The sequence below is a fragment of the Streptomyces sp. NPDC006296 genome, assembly GCF_040613235.1.
GTDB lineage: Bacteria > Actinomycetota > Actinomycetes > Streptomycetales > Streptomycetaceae > Streptomyces.
This window is the reverse complement of record NZ_JBEXRT010000032.1, coordinates 46,350-60,922: the sequence shown is the minus strand read 5'-3', so window position 1 is coordinate 60,922 and position 14,573 is coordinate 46,350. Positions and strand designations below refer to the sequence as shown.

The window sequence follows — 14,573 nt, the reverse complement described above, 5'->3', positions numbered from 1 at the left end:
AGGGTGGACGGGACGACCGTACGGGCGGACCGTGCCCCCGGGTCCCGCCCGCGTGTCCTCAGCGCAGCGAGGCGGGCAGATCCTCCCGGTGCACGATGCCCAGGCGCTGGGTGGCCCGGGTCAGTGCCACGTACAGGTCGCTCGTGCCGAACCGTCCGGGCTCCACGACCAGGACGTGGTCGAATTCGAGCCCCTTCGCCTCGCGCGGGCCCAGCAGGACCACAGGGCGGGTCAGGTCGGGTTCGGCTCCCGCGGTGACCCCGTCCAGCGGTGCCGCGATCTCCTCGTGCAGCTCGCGCGGCGCGATGACCGCGAGGCGCCCCTCCGCGGGGGTCAGTTCACGCACCGCCCGGGCCACCGCGCCCGCGAGGTCCGCGCCCGAGTCCCGCGTCCACGGCGTCTCGCCGGTGGAACGCACCGAACCGGGCGGCTCGAAGGACGGGTCCTCGGCGCGTACGACCTGCGCCGCCAGGTCCATGATCTCGGCGGGCGTACGGTAGTTGACGCCCAGCCGCACATGCTCGAAGCGGTCACCGACGTACGGCTCCAGGATGCGGTCCCAGGAGCCGATGCCGGCCTCCTCCGAGGTCTGCGCCGGGTCGCCCACCAGGGTCAGCGAGCGGGTCGGCGACCGGCGCATCAGCAGCCGCCAGGCCATCGGCGACAGCTCCTGCGCCTCGTCGACGATGATGTGGCCGAACGCCCAGGTCCGGTCGGCGGCGGCCCGCTCGGCGGCGCTGCGGTGGTCGGCCTCCTCCTGCCGCTCCGCCATTCGTTCGGCGTCGATGACGTCGTGCGCGGCCAGGACCTCCGAGTCCTCCTCGTCCTCGAACTCGTACGTCTCCGAGCCCCGGGACAGGTCCAGCACGCCCTGCGCGTAGGCGACCCGCTCCTGGCGCTCCGCCTCGGCGGCGGCCCGCTCGGCGCTGTCGTCGGACCCCAGGAGCTCGGCCGCCTCGTCGAGCAGCGGCACGTCGGCCGGGGTCCAGTCCCCCCGGCCCGGAGCGCGCCGGACGGCCTCGGCGTCCTCGTCGGGGAGGTACACCGGCTCGGCCAGGTAGTCGGCGAGGAAGCCCTCGGGAGTGAGCGGCGGCCACAGCCCGCCGACGGCGGCGTGCACCTCCTCGCTGGTGGCGATGCTCTTGCCGAGCTGTGCGAGGTCGTCGGGGCCGAGGAAGTTGGGGCCGCCGTACGGGTCCGCGCCGATGCGCTCGGCCAGCTGCTTCGTGAGGGCGTCGACGACGTGGAACGTGAAGTACGGCCGGGCCAGGTTGTGCGGCAGCCGGGTCTCGCGGGCCGCCTGCCGGGCCTCGTAGGCGATCTCCCAGTCCAGCACGAGGTCACCGTCGTCGTGCGGGACGATCACCGGGGCGCCGGGCTCGGGCAGCGCCTGCCGGTCGCGCACCGCGAGGGCCAGCGCCTCGGCCATGCCCGCACCGCCCTTGACCGCCGCGGCGCGCGGGCTGTCGGTGCCGCGGGCGTGGACGCCCGGGAAGAGCTCCGCCTGCGTGGCGAGCATGACGCCGGTCTCGCCGAGCGCGGGCAGCACCTCGCCGATGTAGCGCAGGAACGCCGGGTTGGGGCCCACGACCAGGACCGCGCGCTTGGCCAGCAGCTCCCGGTGCTCGTACAGCAGGAACGCCGCCCGGTGCAGCGCGACCGCCGTCTTGCCCGTGCCGGGTCCTCCCTCGACCACCAGGACCCCGCGGTGCGGGGCGCGGATGATGCGGTCCTGTTCGGCCTGGATGGTCCGCACGATGTCGCCCATGCGGCCGGTGCGGGCGGAGCTCAGCGCGGCGAGCAGCACCGCGTCGCCGCTCGGGTCCTCGAAACCGGTGCGTTCGCCGTCGCGCAGGTCGAGGATCTCGTCGTGCAGCTCGGTCACCGTGCGGCCCTCGGTGGTGAGGTGCCTGCGCCGGCGCAGCCCCATGGGTGTGTGCCCGGTGGCGAGATAGAAGGGCCGGGCCACCGGCGCGCGCCAGTCGATCAGCAGGGGCGTGTGCGCGGTGTCGTCCTCACGAATTCCGATCCGGCCGATATGGTGCGCGGCGCCGTCGCGAAGATCGATACGGCCGAAGCACAGCGAGCCGTCCACCGCATTCAGGGCGGCGAGCAGACCGGAACGCTCGGCGACGAGCACATCGCGTTCGAGCCGGGCCTGCAAACCGTTCCCCACCGGGGTCAACGCGTCCTCGACGCGCTGTGCGGTGTCGCCGCGCAGCGTGTCGACACGGTCGTAGAGCCGGTCGATGAATTCCTGCTCCTTCTGCAATTCGACGTTTTCGCGAGTTGACAAAATCGCTCCCTGCCGGATATGGTGTTGCTTGTTGGCCCCTTCCGAGGGGCCTTTTCTGTGGGCGCACAGAACGACCCAATATACGTGAGCCAATCCCCGGACCGCAATTAAGGACCGGGGATTTGTGGTGTCCGGAGCCGTGACTCCCCACCGGGCCGTACTCCGCCCCCGACCGTCCGCGCGAGGCGCTGCGGAGCCCCGGGTCAGGGGCCGGTATGACACCTGTCATACGGACCTGATGACAGAGCGCACTGCCCGCCGACCCGTACCGCGGGAAGTGTGGAGTGCATGAACCCCGTCATCGAAACCGTCGGACTGAAACGGAGCTACCGCGACTTCGACGCCGTACGCGGCATCGACTTCACGGTCGCCCGCGGAGAGCTGTTCGCCCTGCTGGGCACGAACGGCGCCGGAAAGACCTCCACCCTGGAACTCCTCGAAGGCCAGGCCACCCCCACCGGGGGATCCGTCCGGGTGCTCGGCCACGACCCGTTCCACGACCGGGCGCAGGTGCGGCACCGCATCGGTGTGATGCTCCAGGAAGGCGGCTTCCCGCCGGAGCTGACGGTCCGGGAGACCGTGCAGATGTGGGCGGGCTGCACCAGCGGCGCCCGCCCCGCCGACGAGGCCCTGGAGATGACCAACCTCTCCGACCGGCGCGCCGTACGGGTCAAGCAGCTCTCCGGCGGCGAACGCCGGCGCCTGGACCTCTCGCTGGCGCTGCTCGGACGGCCCGAGGTGCTGTTCCTCGACGAGCCGACCACCGGCCTGGACGCCCAGTCCCGCCGGGACACCTGGGAGCTGATCCGCGAGCTGAAGCTCCAGGGCACGACCGTGCTGCTCACCACGCACTACCTCGAAGAGGCCGAACAGCTCGCCGACCGGCTGGCGATCATGCACCAGGGTCTGATCGCCACCACCGGGCGGGTGGCCGACGTGGTGGCCGAACGCCCCGCCCGGATCAGCTTCCGGCTGCCCCCTGACCGCCTCCTCGGCGAGCTCCCCCCGCTCCCGGCCATGGGTGTGACCCGGCACGAGACCGTGGGCGGAACCGTCCGCCTGGAGACCAGGGACCTCCAGCGCACCGCCACCGAACTGCTCACCTGGGCCCACCGCACCGGCGTCACCCTGCACGCCCTCGACGCACGGTCCGCATCACTGGAAGAGGCCTTCATGGAGATCGCCAAGGGCCTGGACGACGAGGAGACACGATGACCACGACCGCGCCCACCCGCCCCGTGGACACCGCCCCGCCGGCGCGACGCGGCTCCGCCTCCCGCATGGCCGCCCTCGGCCGCGCGGAGCTGACCCTGCTGCTGCGCAGCCGGGCCGCACTGGTCACCGCACTCCTGGTGCCCGCCGTCACGACCTTCTCGATGCGCGGCGTGGTCAACGGCCTCGACCTGGGCGGCACGGGCCTGTCGATCGCCACGGTCCTGCTGCCCGGCTCGCTGGGCCTGGCCCTGATCTTCTCCGTCTACACGAACCTGGTCGGCGTCTACGTCACCCGGCGCGAGAGCCTCGTGCTCAAGCGGCTGCGCACGGGCGAGGTCCGCGACTGGGAGATCTTCGCCGGCGGGGCGTTCCCCGCGCTGCTCCTGGCGTACGTGCAGTGCGCCCTGCTGATCATCGGCCTGACGGTGGTCCTGGACGCCCCCGCACCCGCGGCCCCCCACCTGATGGTCCTCGGACTGCTCATCGGCGGCGCGATGCTCGTCTCCGCGGGCGCGCTGACCGCTGCGGTCACCCGGACGGCGGAGAGCGCACAACTGACCTTCCTGCCGTTCTGGCTGCTGAGCATGGTCGGCTCCGGGATGTTCGTCCCGCGCGAGATCCTGCCCGGCACGCTGGCCGACATCAGCGCCTGGCTGCCCTTCTCACCGGTGATGGACCTGCTCAGGGGCGGCTGGACCGGCGACCTCGGCGTCCTGGACCAGGGCCGGGCGCTGCTCCTCGCCCTCGCCTGGACCGGGGCGGCCGCCCTCGGTGTGCGGCGCTGGTTCCGCTGGGGCCCGCGTGGCTGAACCCGCGCCGACAGGTGCGGCGGGCGCCGAACAGGGAAGCCGGTGCTCATGAGCGTGAGCATGGAGGACTGGGTCGAACGGCTCGGCGGCCAGGACGGCCCCGAACGCTACCGGCGCTACGCGGTGGGCAGCGTCGGCTTTCTCGCCGTCACCGAGGTGGGTCTCTGGACGATCTGGATGTTCCAGTCGCACGGCGACGCCCCCGTCCTGGCGACCGTGGCCGTACTGGGCGCGGTGCACGCCGTGGTCCAGTTCATGCTGTGGCGCTCCGCCCTGCGCCACTACCTGACCGCCGGCCCACGGCCCACCCTGCTCGTCGCGGTGTACACGGCCCTGACGCTGGGCATGGCCACCGTGGGATGCGTACTGCTGGCGGTCGGACGCATCGACGACGGCGACCTGACGTCCTACCTGGTATGGCTGTTGATGTTCTGGGCCGGGCCGCCCGCCCTCGCCCTGTCGCCCCGCCGGGGAGCGGCCCTGGTGGCGGTCGTCGCCGTCGCCTCCCTGGTGGGAGCGGGAGTGGCGGGACTGCCCGGCCCGGCCCTGGTCCTCGCCGTCAGCGCCAGCGCCTTCATGGTGCCGTTCATGGCCGCCGCCTCCCGGGCGTCCGGCTGGAGCGTCCGCCTGATCGAGCAACTGGCCGCCGCACGCGAGACCCAGTCCCGCCTGGCTGTCGCCGAGGAACGCCTGCGCTTCGGCCGCGACCTCCACGACGTCCTGGGCCGCAACCTCGCCGTCGTCGCCCTCAAGAGCGAACTCGCGGCCCAACTGGCCCGGCGCGGGCTGCCCGAGGCCGAGGAGCACATGGTGGAGGTGCAGCGCATCGCCCGCGAGTCGCAGCGCGAGATCCGGTCGGTGGTGCGTGGCTACCGCACCGCCGACCTCCACACCGAACTCGTCGGGGCCCGCTCCGTCCTGGAGGCCGCGGGCATCGACTGCCGCATCGAGTACGGTCCCGCGGACCGCCTGCCTCCCGACATCCAGTCCGCCCTCGGCTGGGTGGTGCGCGAGGGGACGACCAACGTCCTGCGCCACGCCCAGGGCGCGACCCGCTGCATGATGGCGCTGCGCACCGCGGGCCCCACCACGGCCCTGCTGCTGATCGAGAACGACGGCGCACCCGACCCCCCACCCGGCGCCGGCACCGGGCTGGCCGGGCTGCGGGAACGCCTGACCGGCCCGGGTGGCACGCTGACCACCGAACTGCAACCCGGCGGGATCTTCCGCCTCACCGCACGCATCCCCTGGGAGGAAGGCGAATGATCACGGTCCTGCTCGCCGACGACGAGCACCTCATCCGCGGCGCGCTCGCCTCGCTCCTCACCCTGGAGGACGACATCACCGTCGTCGCACAGGCCGGAACCGGCGACGAGGCCCTGGCCATGGCCGCCGCGCACCACCCCGACGTCGCCGTGCTCGACCTCCAGATGCCGGGCCTCGACGGCATCGCGGTCGCCACCCGGCTGCGTACGTCCCTGCCCGGCTGCGCCTCGATGATCGTCACCAGCCACGCCCGGGCGGGAGCCCTGAAACGCGCCCTGAGCGTGGGGGTGCGCGGCTTCGTGCCCAAGACGGTGTCCGCGCACGAACTGGCCCAGATCATCCGCACGGTGCACACCGGTGGCCGCTACGTCGACCAGGAACTCGCCGCCGACGCCATCGCCGCCGGCGAATCCCCCCTGACCCCCCGCGAAGCGGAACTCCTCTCCTACGCCGAGGACGGCGCCCCGGTCGCCGACATCGCCACCCGCGCCTCCCTGTCCAGCGGCACCGTACGCAACTACCTCTCCTCCGCCGCGATGAAGCTCGGCGCGGAGAACCGCCACGTGGCGGCGCGTACGGCGCGGGAGCGGGGGTGGCTGTGACGGGCCTCCGGATGCCGCGGGGGTGCGGCCGGTCCGGCGCCGGCGTCACCGGGAGAACCCCCGTCCCCTGAGCACGCGCACCCACTCCCTGCGGACCCGAACGGAGGGAAGGACGGCGATGCTGGCTCCTCGGGGGACGACCTGAGCCCCCCCGCCCCCCGGGCCCGCGCGGCGGGGCCGAGGCCTGCCCGGCCGTCCGTCCGCGGTGCGGCCGGGCGCGTACGACCCGTTACGCTTCCTCACCTGGAGAGGGCTTCTTTCCGCGCGGTCGGCAGGACCCTCGACGTGTCCCCCACCGCGCCCCGGTCGCGCTCTTCACCGATCCGACCACGGGCTGAACGGGCCCACTCGTGAACGCCCGGGACCGAGCGGCAGCCGGTCGCGCGGCATGGGGGCGACCGCATGACAGACAGGGGTTCCTCGTCCGGCCGGCCGTGGCGCCGGGGACGTGCCCAGGACGTGACGAGCCCGGGCGGCGACGTGAGCACCGCCGGGCTCAGGCCGGCCCTCCGCCGGCTCGGTACCGGCCTGGCGGGCACGGCGCTGGTCACGGCGGTGGCGTTCGCCGCCACGTCCTGCTCCACCGCCCCCGAGAAGGTGGCCGACGCGAAGCCGGCCGCCCCGCTCGTGCCGCCGGAGGGTGCCTGGCTGGGGCACTACTACGGCAACGGCACCGTGGAGGAGACGGACGCCCGTATCGGCACCACGCCCAAGATCCACCTCACCTACTACGGGTGGGAGGACGACTGGTCCGCCTCCGGAACCACCCGGGACGACCTCGGCGACGACCGTATCCCGCTGGTGAACTGGGAGCCCTTCGACGTCGACTTCGACGACATCGTCGACGGATCGCTGGACGCGACGATCGAGAAGCAGGCCGACGGAGCGAAGGAGCTGGGCGAACCGTTCTTCCTCGACTTCGCCGCCGAGATGAACGAGGAGGAGGGCTGGGGCGGGCACGACCCCGAGCTGTACATCGCCGCCTACCGCCACATCCACGACATCTTCGAACAGCGCGGCGCCTCGAACGTCGTCTGGGTCTGGGCGCCGAACGTCACCGACAGCCCCGACGCTCCCGACACCATGGCGTACTACCCGGGCGACCGGTACGTGGACTGGACGGGCGTCGACGGATACAACTGGGGAACGTCCGACCCCGACTTCGAGTGGCAGAGCTTCACCGACCGTTTCCGCGACATCTACGGCACGCTCGCCGAGACGGGCAAGCCCATCATCATCGGCGAGACGGCGTCCGACGAGGCCGGGGGAAGCAAGGCCGACTGGATCGACGAGATCGTCCCGGGCCTCAAGGACGAATTCCCCCTCATCAAGGCCCTCGTGTGGTTCGACGTCGACAAGGAGCGGCACTGGCAGATCGACTCCTCACCCGAGTCGCTCGACGCCTACCGGCGGATGGCCGCGGACCCCTACCTCACCCCCTGAGAGCCGCCCCCACCGCCACGACCCGGCGACGCCTCCCGCCCGCCGCGGCACCTCGGCCGCGGCGAGGCGCGTTGCGGGGGCCGGGGAGGACGACGCGGTGGTGTTGTCCCCGGCCGCGCCGCTCGGGAGCGGTTCAGCCGGCTGCGATGGCGGAGTAGGTCAGTACGTCCGCAGGGATCTGGTGGCGCAGCCGCCATACGATCCCCATGGGCTTGCTTCCCTCGTGTTCGACGTACTCGGCCGGGCCCAGCAGCATCCACGGCTGGGGGCCACCGGTGTCCGTCTTCTTGTAGCGGCGGACGAAGAGCAGCACATGGGATCCCCGCTCCTTGTGCATGCGGTAGCGGACACCCGTCGGCGAGGTTTCCGACGTCTGGTTCTGCGACTCCCAGTGGAACAGGAAGTCGTTGCGGGCATAGTCCTTGTAGCGGGTCTCCGGTGAGAAGTCCTTCTCGTCCTTCTCCAGCGTGATGAGGAGGGCGTCCGTCTGGATGCCCTCGCACCACTTCACCCCCTCGCGGAAATGCCCGGGCATGAAGCCGCCCACGGTGGACTGGCCGAGGGCGGGCAGGATCTCCTCGCGGCTGTACGAGGCGTGAACGGTCAGGGGAAGACCGGCATGGGTGTCGAGCAGGGGGAGCGGAAGATGGTCCGCCCGGTCGAGGACGTGGACGAGTACCTGGTGAAGCTCGTCACGGAAGGCCGGCTGAGACCGGAGGGTAGCGAAACCCTCCTCGTAGCTCGAAAAGCCGCCCAAAGGCCAGAGCGAGAAGAAGAACATCCGCGCATACGCCTGGTCGTGCGCGGAGAGCTGATCGTAGGCCGGGGCGTCGTCGGTGAGTAGCTTGCTGTAAGCGGCCACCCGCAGGGGGTCGTCCACATGCAGAAACGCAGAGATCCGCTTCAGGAGCGCTGCTTCACCAGGAGGAGCTTCGCCCTTCAGGATCTTCGCTCGGCGCAGCAATCCGGTCCAGGAGTTCCCCTGACCTCGGTAGAGCTCCGTAAGGTCCCGGCCGCTCTCTCTGAGGTAGCCGGCGAGGCGCGGTTCGGCGTACTCGGCTACCTCCCTGGCGAGTTGTTTCACATTGACGCTGATCTGTTGACGGATGTTGTCAATGATCAGGTCCCTGGCCTTCGGCTCAAGGATGATCTGGCAGCCGGAGGGGAGCTGGGGGAAGCCCTGCTCGATGCTCGACCGAAGACGGTTCCGGGTGAGGTTGGTCAGGGCGCGGAACTGATGCTCGAAGCGGAACTCCTTGCGGTGCTGGCCGACGAAGTCCAGGACGGTGAGCACGGCCTTGCCCTCGGTGCGGCGGAGCCCGCGTCCCAACTGCTGGAGGAAGACGGTGGCGCTGGAGGTGGGGCGGAGCAGGAGCAGGGTGTCGACATCGGGGACGTCGAGCCCCTCGTTGAACAGGTCCACCGAGAAGATGACCTGGAGCCTGCCCGCTCGTAGGTCGTCGAGGGCGGCCTTCCTTTCAGGGCCCGGGGTTTCGCCGGAGAGAGCACGGGCGTTGAGCCCGGCACGCTGAAAGAAGTCGGCCATGAAGCGGGCGTGTGCCACCGAGACGCAGAAGCCCAGAGCGCGCATGGAGCCGGGATCCGTCAGCTTGTCGATCACCGCCTGTACGACGAGGCGGGCGCGCGCGTCGTTACCGGTGAACAGGTTGCTGAGGGCCGTCGAGTCGTACGCTCCGCGCTTCCAGGAGACCGCGCTCAAGTCGGTGTTGTCGGTGATGCCGAAGTAGTGGAAGGGGCTGAGTAGTTCGTTCTCCAGGGCTTCCCAGAGTCGCATCTCCGCGGCGATGCGTCCGTCGAAAAAGGCGTCCTGGATGTTCAGCCCGTCCGCGCGCTCCGGGGTCGCCGTGAGGCCCAGCAGCTCCTTGGGCCTGACATGGTCGAGCAGCCTGCGATACGTGGGTGACGTGCCGTGATGGAACTCATCGATCACGATGACGTCGAAGTGGTCGGGGGCGATGCGTTCCAGGGCGCGGTCGTTCAGGGACTGGACGCTGGCGAAGACATGGGTCCAGTGGTCGGGGATGCGGCCGGCGTGGAACAGTTCGCCGAAGTTCGCGTCGACCAGCACGTTCTGGTAGACGCGCAGGGACTGTTCCAGGATCTCCCTGCGATGGGCCACGAACAGGAGGCGGGGATCTCGCCCGAGTGCCGTGCGCAGCCTCTTGAAGTCCAGCGCGGCCATGACGGTCTTCCCCGTGCCCGTCGCCGCCACCAGCAGGTTGCGGTGACGGTCGTGCACGGTTCGCTCGACTTCAAGGCGCTCCAGCATGTCGCGTTGGTGCGGATAGGGGCGGACTTCCAGGCCCGACAGGGTGATCGGGCCGCGGTCCTGCCGGTGCGAACCGCCCGCCTGGGACAGCGCCTCGTCGAGCCGCTGCGCGTCGGCGTCCGGGTCGTAGGGCTCGAACGCCTGCTCGTTCCAGTAGGCGTCGAATGTGGCCTCGAACTTGCGGAGAACGGACGGCGTGGCGACCGACGAGAGACGGACGTTCCATTCGAGTCCGTCGAGGAGCGCGGCCCTGGACAGGTTCGAGCTGCCCACATAGGCGGTGTCGAAGCCGCTCGCGCGGCGGAAGAGCCAGGCCTTCGCATGCAGACGGGTGGAGCGGAGTTCGTAGTTGACCTTGACCTCCGCACCGAAGTCACGGACGAGACGGTCCAGCGCGCGTCGCTCCGTGGCCCCGATGTACGTGGTGGTCAAGACCCTGATGGGGACACCGCGGGCGTGTGCGGAGGCGAGCGACTCTTCGAGGACGCGGAGCCCGTGCCACTTCACGAAGGCGCAGAGGAGATCGACGCGGTCGGCCGTGGCCAGCTCGGCCCGAAGCTCGAAGCCGAGACTCGGATCCTCCGGCGAGTTGGTGAGGAGAGCCGTGTCGGACAGCGGAGTCGCCGGGCGGATGGCGTACACACCGGGAGCTTCCTGCTCGGCGATCGACATCAGCCGGCGTGGGCCGTCCGTGACGAGATCGATCCACTGAGCCGCGCCCTCAAGGGTGTTGACGGACTCCAGGATGTGATTGGCCGCGCCTACCCGCTCCGCGGGGGACAGCCCCTGGAGGACTCGCCGTACCGTGTCTCCGATGTGGCGGGCGAGCACGTGGGGTGAGGATTCCGCTCCGACCTCGTCGTCGACGGAATGCCGACCTGCCGCGTTCGCCTGCTTCATCCGCTCGCCGAGCCGGTGCGTGATGAGCGTTTCGTAGAGCCCGGCCACGGGGGCGAGCTCTGAGTCGTCGCTGGGCATGGCCGAGTCCCCCTCGTCGTCACGTACAGGAGCAGTTGTATCAAGGGCCGACGGGCTGACCGAGTACGCGTGCGAATCCACCGCCCCGCCCTCCCTCCGGCACCCGCCCCCACCGCACCTCCCCCTCCGGTCGCGGGCCGGGGGCGTGGGGCCGATGCTGGTTGCGTACGTGCCGACGTGTGCGTGGGCCCGGTTCCGGGTCGCGGGCACCGAGGCCCGGTCCTGGCCCCGTGCGGGGCGGAGGAGCTGCGCTCATGGCTGATGCGCCCCTGATGGTCGTGGACGGCGCCGGAGTGGTCACCGGGTGGAGCCGGGCGGCCGAACGGCGCTTCGGCCCGGCCGCCGCCGACGCGCTCGGCCTGTCCCTGACGGAGGTCCTGGCCGGTGAGACCCGGCGGGCGGGCCACGGTGGCGCGGCGCCCGGCGGGCTGCGGCTGGAGCCCCTCGCGGGGTCCGGGTGGGCCGTCCGGGCGGCCGGCGGGAGCGGTGGGCCGGGGCGGGACGACGACGCGATCGGGGCGGCCCTGCTGGACCTGATGTTCTCGCAGGCACGGGTACGGGTCCACGTGCTCGACCCCGGCCTCCGGCTGCTGCGGATCAGCGGCCCGCCCCGGGCCCCCGGATCCGACGCGGCCGGGGCGCTGCGCGGACGGCCCTTCCGTGAGGTGTGCGCCTTCGAGGAGCCGGAGCGGGTCGAGGACTTCGTCCGGGAGGTCCTGCGCACCGGTGTGCCGGGGGTCGACCGGCCGTTCCGCGCCGCCCGGGGCGACGGGTCGGGCAGGCGGCGCATCCTCGCACTGACGGCGTCCAGGCTCCAGGAGGGCGGCGGTACACGGCCCGGGGCCGACGGCGCGGTGCTGGGGGTCGCCGTGTCCGTGGTCGACATCAGCGAACAGGTCGCCCGTCTGCGCAGGGACACCGCGCTCGACGCGGTCCGCGACGGCGTGGGCAGCACGCTGGACGTCGACGCCACCTGCCGTGAGCTCGTCGAGGCCCTGGTCCCCGACTACGCCGACATGGCGGTCGTCGAGGTCGTCGACGCGGTGCTGCGCGGCGAGACGCCCGAGCCGGGGCCGCTCGGCCTGGACGTGCCGCTCAGGCGCGCCGCGTACGAGGGCCTGAGGAAGGCCGCCCACCCGGTGGGGGACATCCGGACGGTGGCCCCCGGGACCCCGTACCACCGGGCGCTCTCCGACCTCCGGGTGCGTGTCCATCCGCTGCGGGACGCCCCCTGGGCCGACGCCGACGCCGCGCGGGCGGATTCCATCCGGAGCATGGACGCGCACAGCCTGCTGGTCGCGCCGCTGACGGTGCACGGGGCGGTCCTCGGGCTGGTCAGCCTCTACCGGTGCGGTGACTCCGAGCCGTTCACCGACGCGGACGTCCCCGTGGTGTCCGCCATGGCCTCCCGCGTCGCCCTCGGCATCGACAACGCCCGCCGCTACGTGCACGAGTACACCATCGCCAGCGCCCTCCAACGCCGGCTGCTGCCGCAGCGTGCCGCCCCCCAGCCCGCCGTCGAGACCGACCACCTGCTGCTGCCGGGCAGGGACGCCGGCCACTGGTTCGACACGATCGCCCTGTCCGGGGCCCGCACCGGCCTGGTCATCGGGGAGGTGTCCGAGCGCGGGATCCACGCGGCCACCACCATGGGGCAGCTGCGCACCGTCGTCCACGCGCTCGCCGCCCTGGACCTGGAGCCCGACGAACTCCTCGCCCGCCTCTACGACACGGCGGCCCGGCTCGCGGAGGAACGGGCCCAGCTGCCCAGGAACGATCCGCTGCACCAGGAGCCACTGGCCGCGACCTGCGCGTACGCGGTGTACGACCCGTTCACCGAGAAGTGCACCGTCGCGTCGGCCGGCCATCCCGCACCCCTGGTCGTCGAACCGGACGGCACCGCCTACGTCGTCGGGCTGCCCGTGGGCCCGCCCCTGGGGGCCAGGGAACGGGCGCCCGTCGCGGCCGTCTCCTTGTCCCTGAGGGAGGGCAGCCTCGTCGTGCTCCACAGCCACGCGCTCCGCAGCCAGGCCCAGCCCAGCTCGGGGGCCCTGCGCCAGGCGCTCCTGCCCACCGACCGGCCGATGGGGGATCTGTGCGAAGCCGTCGCCCGGGCCCTGCCGGACACCCCCGAGCTGCACGGCGCCGCCCTGCTGCTGGCCCGGACGCACGCCATGCCCGAGGACCGGTACGCCGCCTGGGAGCTGCCCTACGACCGGTCGGCCCCGGCGACCGCGCGCCGTCTCGCGTCCCGGACGCTGGCGGACTGGGACCTGGCGGGCGACACCGGCGACGCGACCGAGCTGATCGTCAGTGAGCTGGTGACCAACGCGGTGCGGTACGGCAGTCCGCCGGTGGAGCTGCGCCTCATCCTCGACCGCGGACTCACCTGCGAGATCCGGGACGGCAGCACCACCGCCCCGTACATGAAGTACGCGGGAGCGGTCGACGAGGGCGGGCGCGGGCTCTTCATCATCTCCCAGCTCGCCTCGCTGTGGGGCACCCGTTACGCCCCCGAGGGCAAGACCGTCTGGTCGGAGCAGACGATCCCCGGGTGGAGGCACTGAGCCGGGGGACCCGAGCGCGTGGAGGCCGGAGCCGGGGTATCCGAGCTCGTGGAGCCTCGGGCCGGGGAGCCGAGCCGGTGCCTATCCGGCCGCCTTGTCCTCGGCGAGGGTGTGGGCGACCAGGGCGTTGGCATGGCCGTGACCCAGGCCGTGCTCGGCCTTCAGCCAGGAGACGATCTCCATGTGCCCGGTCAGCGGCGAGGAGCGGATGAGGTCCTTCCACTCCGCGATCGGGCGTCCGTGCTTCTTCTCGATCGAAGGGAAGTAGCTCGCAGGGCCCTTCACTGCTTCGGTCATGTCGTCGCGTCCCGTCGTGGAGGTGCGCCGTGGCGTGCGCCACGAGGCGGTCGAGAGTCTGTCAGGAGATATGACCGCGGCCGGGGGCAACACTCATCGGTACGAGCGCAAGGACCTTCAGCGGACCCGGAACAAAGGGGTGCCTGGTGTCAAAGCCCGTGAAATACTTCTGTGTTCAGTGACCAGTCCCTTGCGGGGCGAGGGCGGCGGGGCCGATGGGGGCAGGCATGACGTACGGGGCGGACACGGGCGCGTGTGAACCGGACCAGGAGAGGATCGAGCTGCGGATCACCGTCAGCGGGACGCACACCCGGCGTGACGACCTCGAAGCCCTCAGCACCTGGCTGAAGAACGCGCCGGTCCTGGAGGGCACGCTCGAACGGGGCGAGGCGGGACTCGCGCGCAAGGACTCGCTCACGCAGACCGAGGCGATGAGCGGGGAGCTGATCCAGGACATCATCCTCGTCGTGTCCGTCGAGGTCGCGCGTTCGGTGGCCGAGAACGCATGGCGGTCCGTGGAGACCTGGCTGCGCAACCGGCGCCGGTTCGCCGATCCGGAGGAGTCGCCCCGCGTCACCCTCGACGGGCCGTCCGAAGGACCGGGAGCAGGCCTGAACCGCGACACCGGCGACGGCAGCGACAGCGCTGACCGCGGCAGCGGCAACAGCGGCAACAGCAGTGACCGTGGCACCGGCACCGGCCGTGACGGGAGTCCTGACGGGACTCCCGACGGCGGTCCTGACGCGGGTCCCGCCGGCGGCGGGACCGCCCGACCACGCGGCGGCGACGAGCCCGGACAGGGCTAGGGGC

The 14,573-nt window shown here is 71.9% G+C and carries 10 protein-coding genes; 7 read left to right on the top strand and 3 right to left on the bottom strand.

Features of this window, described 5'->3' with window-relative positions; genetic code table 11:
• Positions 1-58: 58 nt before the first annotated feature.
• Complete coding sequence (locus tag ABZ172_RS21885) at positions 59-2,272, bottom strand: helicase (RefSeq protein WP_356885516.1); 2,214 nt, start codon at positions 2,270-2,272, stop codon at positions 59-61.
• Between the two features lie 312 nt (positions 2,273-2,584).
• Here ABZ172_RS21885 and ABZ172_RS21880 point away from each other — a divergent pair, with 312 nt between their 5' ends.
• From ABZ172_RS21880 to ABZ172_RS21860, 5 genes are all read left to right on the top strand, one after another.
• Complete coding sequence (locus tag ABZ172_RS21880; RefSeq protein ID WP_356885470.1) at positions 2,585-3,511, top strand: ABC transporter ATP-binding protein; 927 nt, start codon at positions 2,585-2,587, stop codon at positions 3,509-3,511.
• Positions 3,508-4,320 carry an ABC transporter permease gene (locus ABZ172_RS21875; RefSeq protein ID WP_356885468.1) on the top strand — a complete coding sequence of 271 codons (813 nt, stop codon included), beginning with the start codon at positions 3,508-3,510 and terminating at the stop codon, positions 4,318-4,320. Before ABZ172_RS21880 ends, ABZ172_RS21875 begins: the two co-directional genes overlap by 4 nt.
• 48 nt (positions 4,321-4,368) lie before the next feature.
• Positions 4,369-5,586 carry a histidine kinase gene (locus tag ABZ172_RS21870; RefSeq protein WP_356885466.1) on the top strand — a complete coding sequence of 406 codons (1,218 nt, stop codon included), beginning with the start codon at positions 4,369-4,371 and terminating at the stop codon, positions 5,584-5,586.
• A complete protein-coding gene (locus ABZ172_RS21865) occupies positions 5,583-6,188 on the top strand; it encodes a response regulator transcription factor (RefSeq protein ID WP_356885464.1) in 606 nt (201 codons plus the stop codon). Before ABZ172_RS21870 ends, ABZ172_RS21865 begins: the two co-directional genes overlap by 4 nt.
• 402 nt (positions 6,189-6,590) lie before the next feature.
• Entirely contained in the window at positions 6,591-7,631 is a 1,041-nt protein-coding gene (locus ABZ172_RS21860) for a glycosyl hydrolase (RefSeq protein ID WP_356885462.1), read from the top strand.
• Between the two features lie 133 nt (positions 7,632-7,764).
• On the opposite strand, the gene ABZ172_RS21855 is transcribed toward ABZ172_RS21860, so the two are convergent.
• Positions 7,765-10,899 carry a DUF3427 domain-containing protein gene (locus tag ABZ172_RS21855; RefSeq protein ID WP_356885460.1) on the bottom strand — a complete coding sequence of 1,045 codons (3,135 nt, stop codon included), beginning with the start codon at positions 10,897-10,899 and terminating at the stop codon, positions 7,765-7,767.
• A 254-nt stretch (positions 10,900-11,153) separates the two neighbouring features.
• Here ABZ172_RS21855 and ABZ172_RS21850 point away from each other — a divergent pair, with 254 nt between their 5' ends.
• Positions 11,154-13,466 carry a SpoIIE family protein phosphatase gene (locus tag ABZ172_RS21850; protein ID WP_356885458.1) on the top strand — a complete coding sequence of 771 codons (2,313 nt, stop codon included), beginning with the start codon at positions 11,154-11,156 and terminating at the stop codon, positions 13,464-13,466.
• 81 nt (positions 13,467-13,547) lie between these two features.
• Here ABZ172_RS21850 and ABZ172_RS21845 read toward each other — a convergent pair whose 3' ends face one another.
• The gene (locus ABZ172_RS21845) at positions 13,548-13,763 is read right to left on the bottom strand and encodes a DUF4287 domain-containing protein (RefSeq protein ID WP_356885456.1); all 216 of its coding nucleotides are present in this window, start codon (positions 13,761-13,763) and stop codon (positions 13,548-13,550) included.
• A gap of 227 nt (positions 13,764-13,990) precedes the next feature.
• On the opposite strand from ABZ172_RS21845, the gene ABZ172_RS21840 reads away from it, so the two are divergent.
• The gene (locus tag ABZ172_RS21840; protein ID WP_356885454.1) at positions 13,991-14,569 is read left to right on the top strand and encodes a hypothetical protein; all 579 of its coding nucleotides are present in this window, start codon (positions 13,991-13,993) and stop codon (positions 14,567-14,569) included.
• The last annotated feature ends 4 nt before the right edge of the window (positions 14,570-14,573 follow it).

Excerpts from the sequence above, each read along its gene's own strand:
- ABZ172_RS21880 (WP_356885470.1), top strand. The coding sequence starts at position 2,585 with ATGAACCCCGTCATCGAAACCGTCGGACTGAAACGGAGCTACCGCGAC.
- ABZ172_RS21875 (WP_356885468.1), top strand. The coding sequence starts at position 3,508 with ATGACCACGACCGCGCCCACCCGCCCCGTGGACACCGCCCCGCCGGCG.
- ABZ172_RS21870 (WP_356885466.1), top strand. The coding sequence starts at position 4,369 with ATGAGCGTGAGCATGGAGGACTGGGTCGAACGGCTCGGCGGCCAGGAC.
- ABZ172_RS21865 (WP_356885464.1), top strand. The coding sequence starts at position 5,583 with ATGATCACGGTCCTGCTCGCCGACGACGAGCACCTCATCCGCGGCGCG.
- ABZ172_RS21860 (WP_356885462.1), top strand. The coding sequence starts at position 6,591 with ATGACAGACAGGGGTTCCTCGTCCGGCCGGCCGTGGCGCCGGGGACGT.
- ABZ172_RS21855 (WP_356885460.1), bottom strand. The coding sequence starts at position 10,899 with ATGCCCAGCGACGACTCAGAGCTCGCCCCCGTGGCCGGGCTCTACGAA.
- ABZ172_RS21850 (WP_356885458.1), top strand. The coding sequence starts at position 11,154 with ATGGCTGATGCGCCCCTGATGGTCGTGGACGGCGCCGGAGTGGTCACC.
- ABZ172_RS21845 (WP_356885456.1), bottom strand. The coding sequence starts at position 13,763 with ATGACCGAAGCAGTGAAGGGCCCTGCGAGCTACTTCCCTTCGATCGAG.
- ABZ172_RS21840 (WP_356885454.1), top strand. The coding sequence starts at position 13,991 with ATGACGTACGGGGCGGACACGGGCGCGTGTGAACCGGACCAGGAGAGG.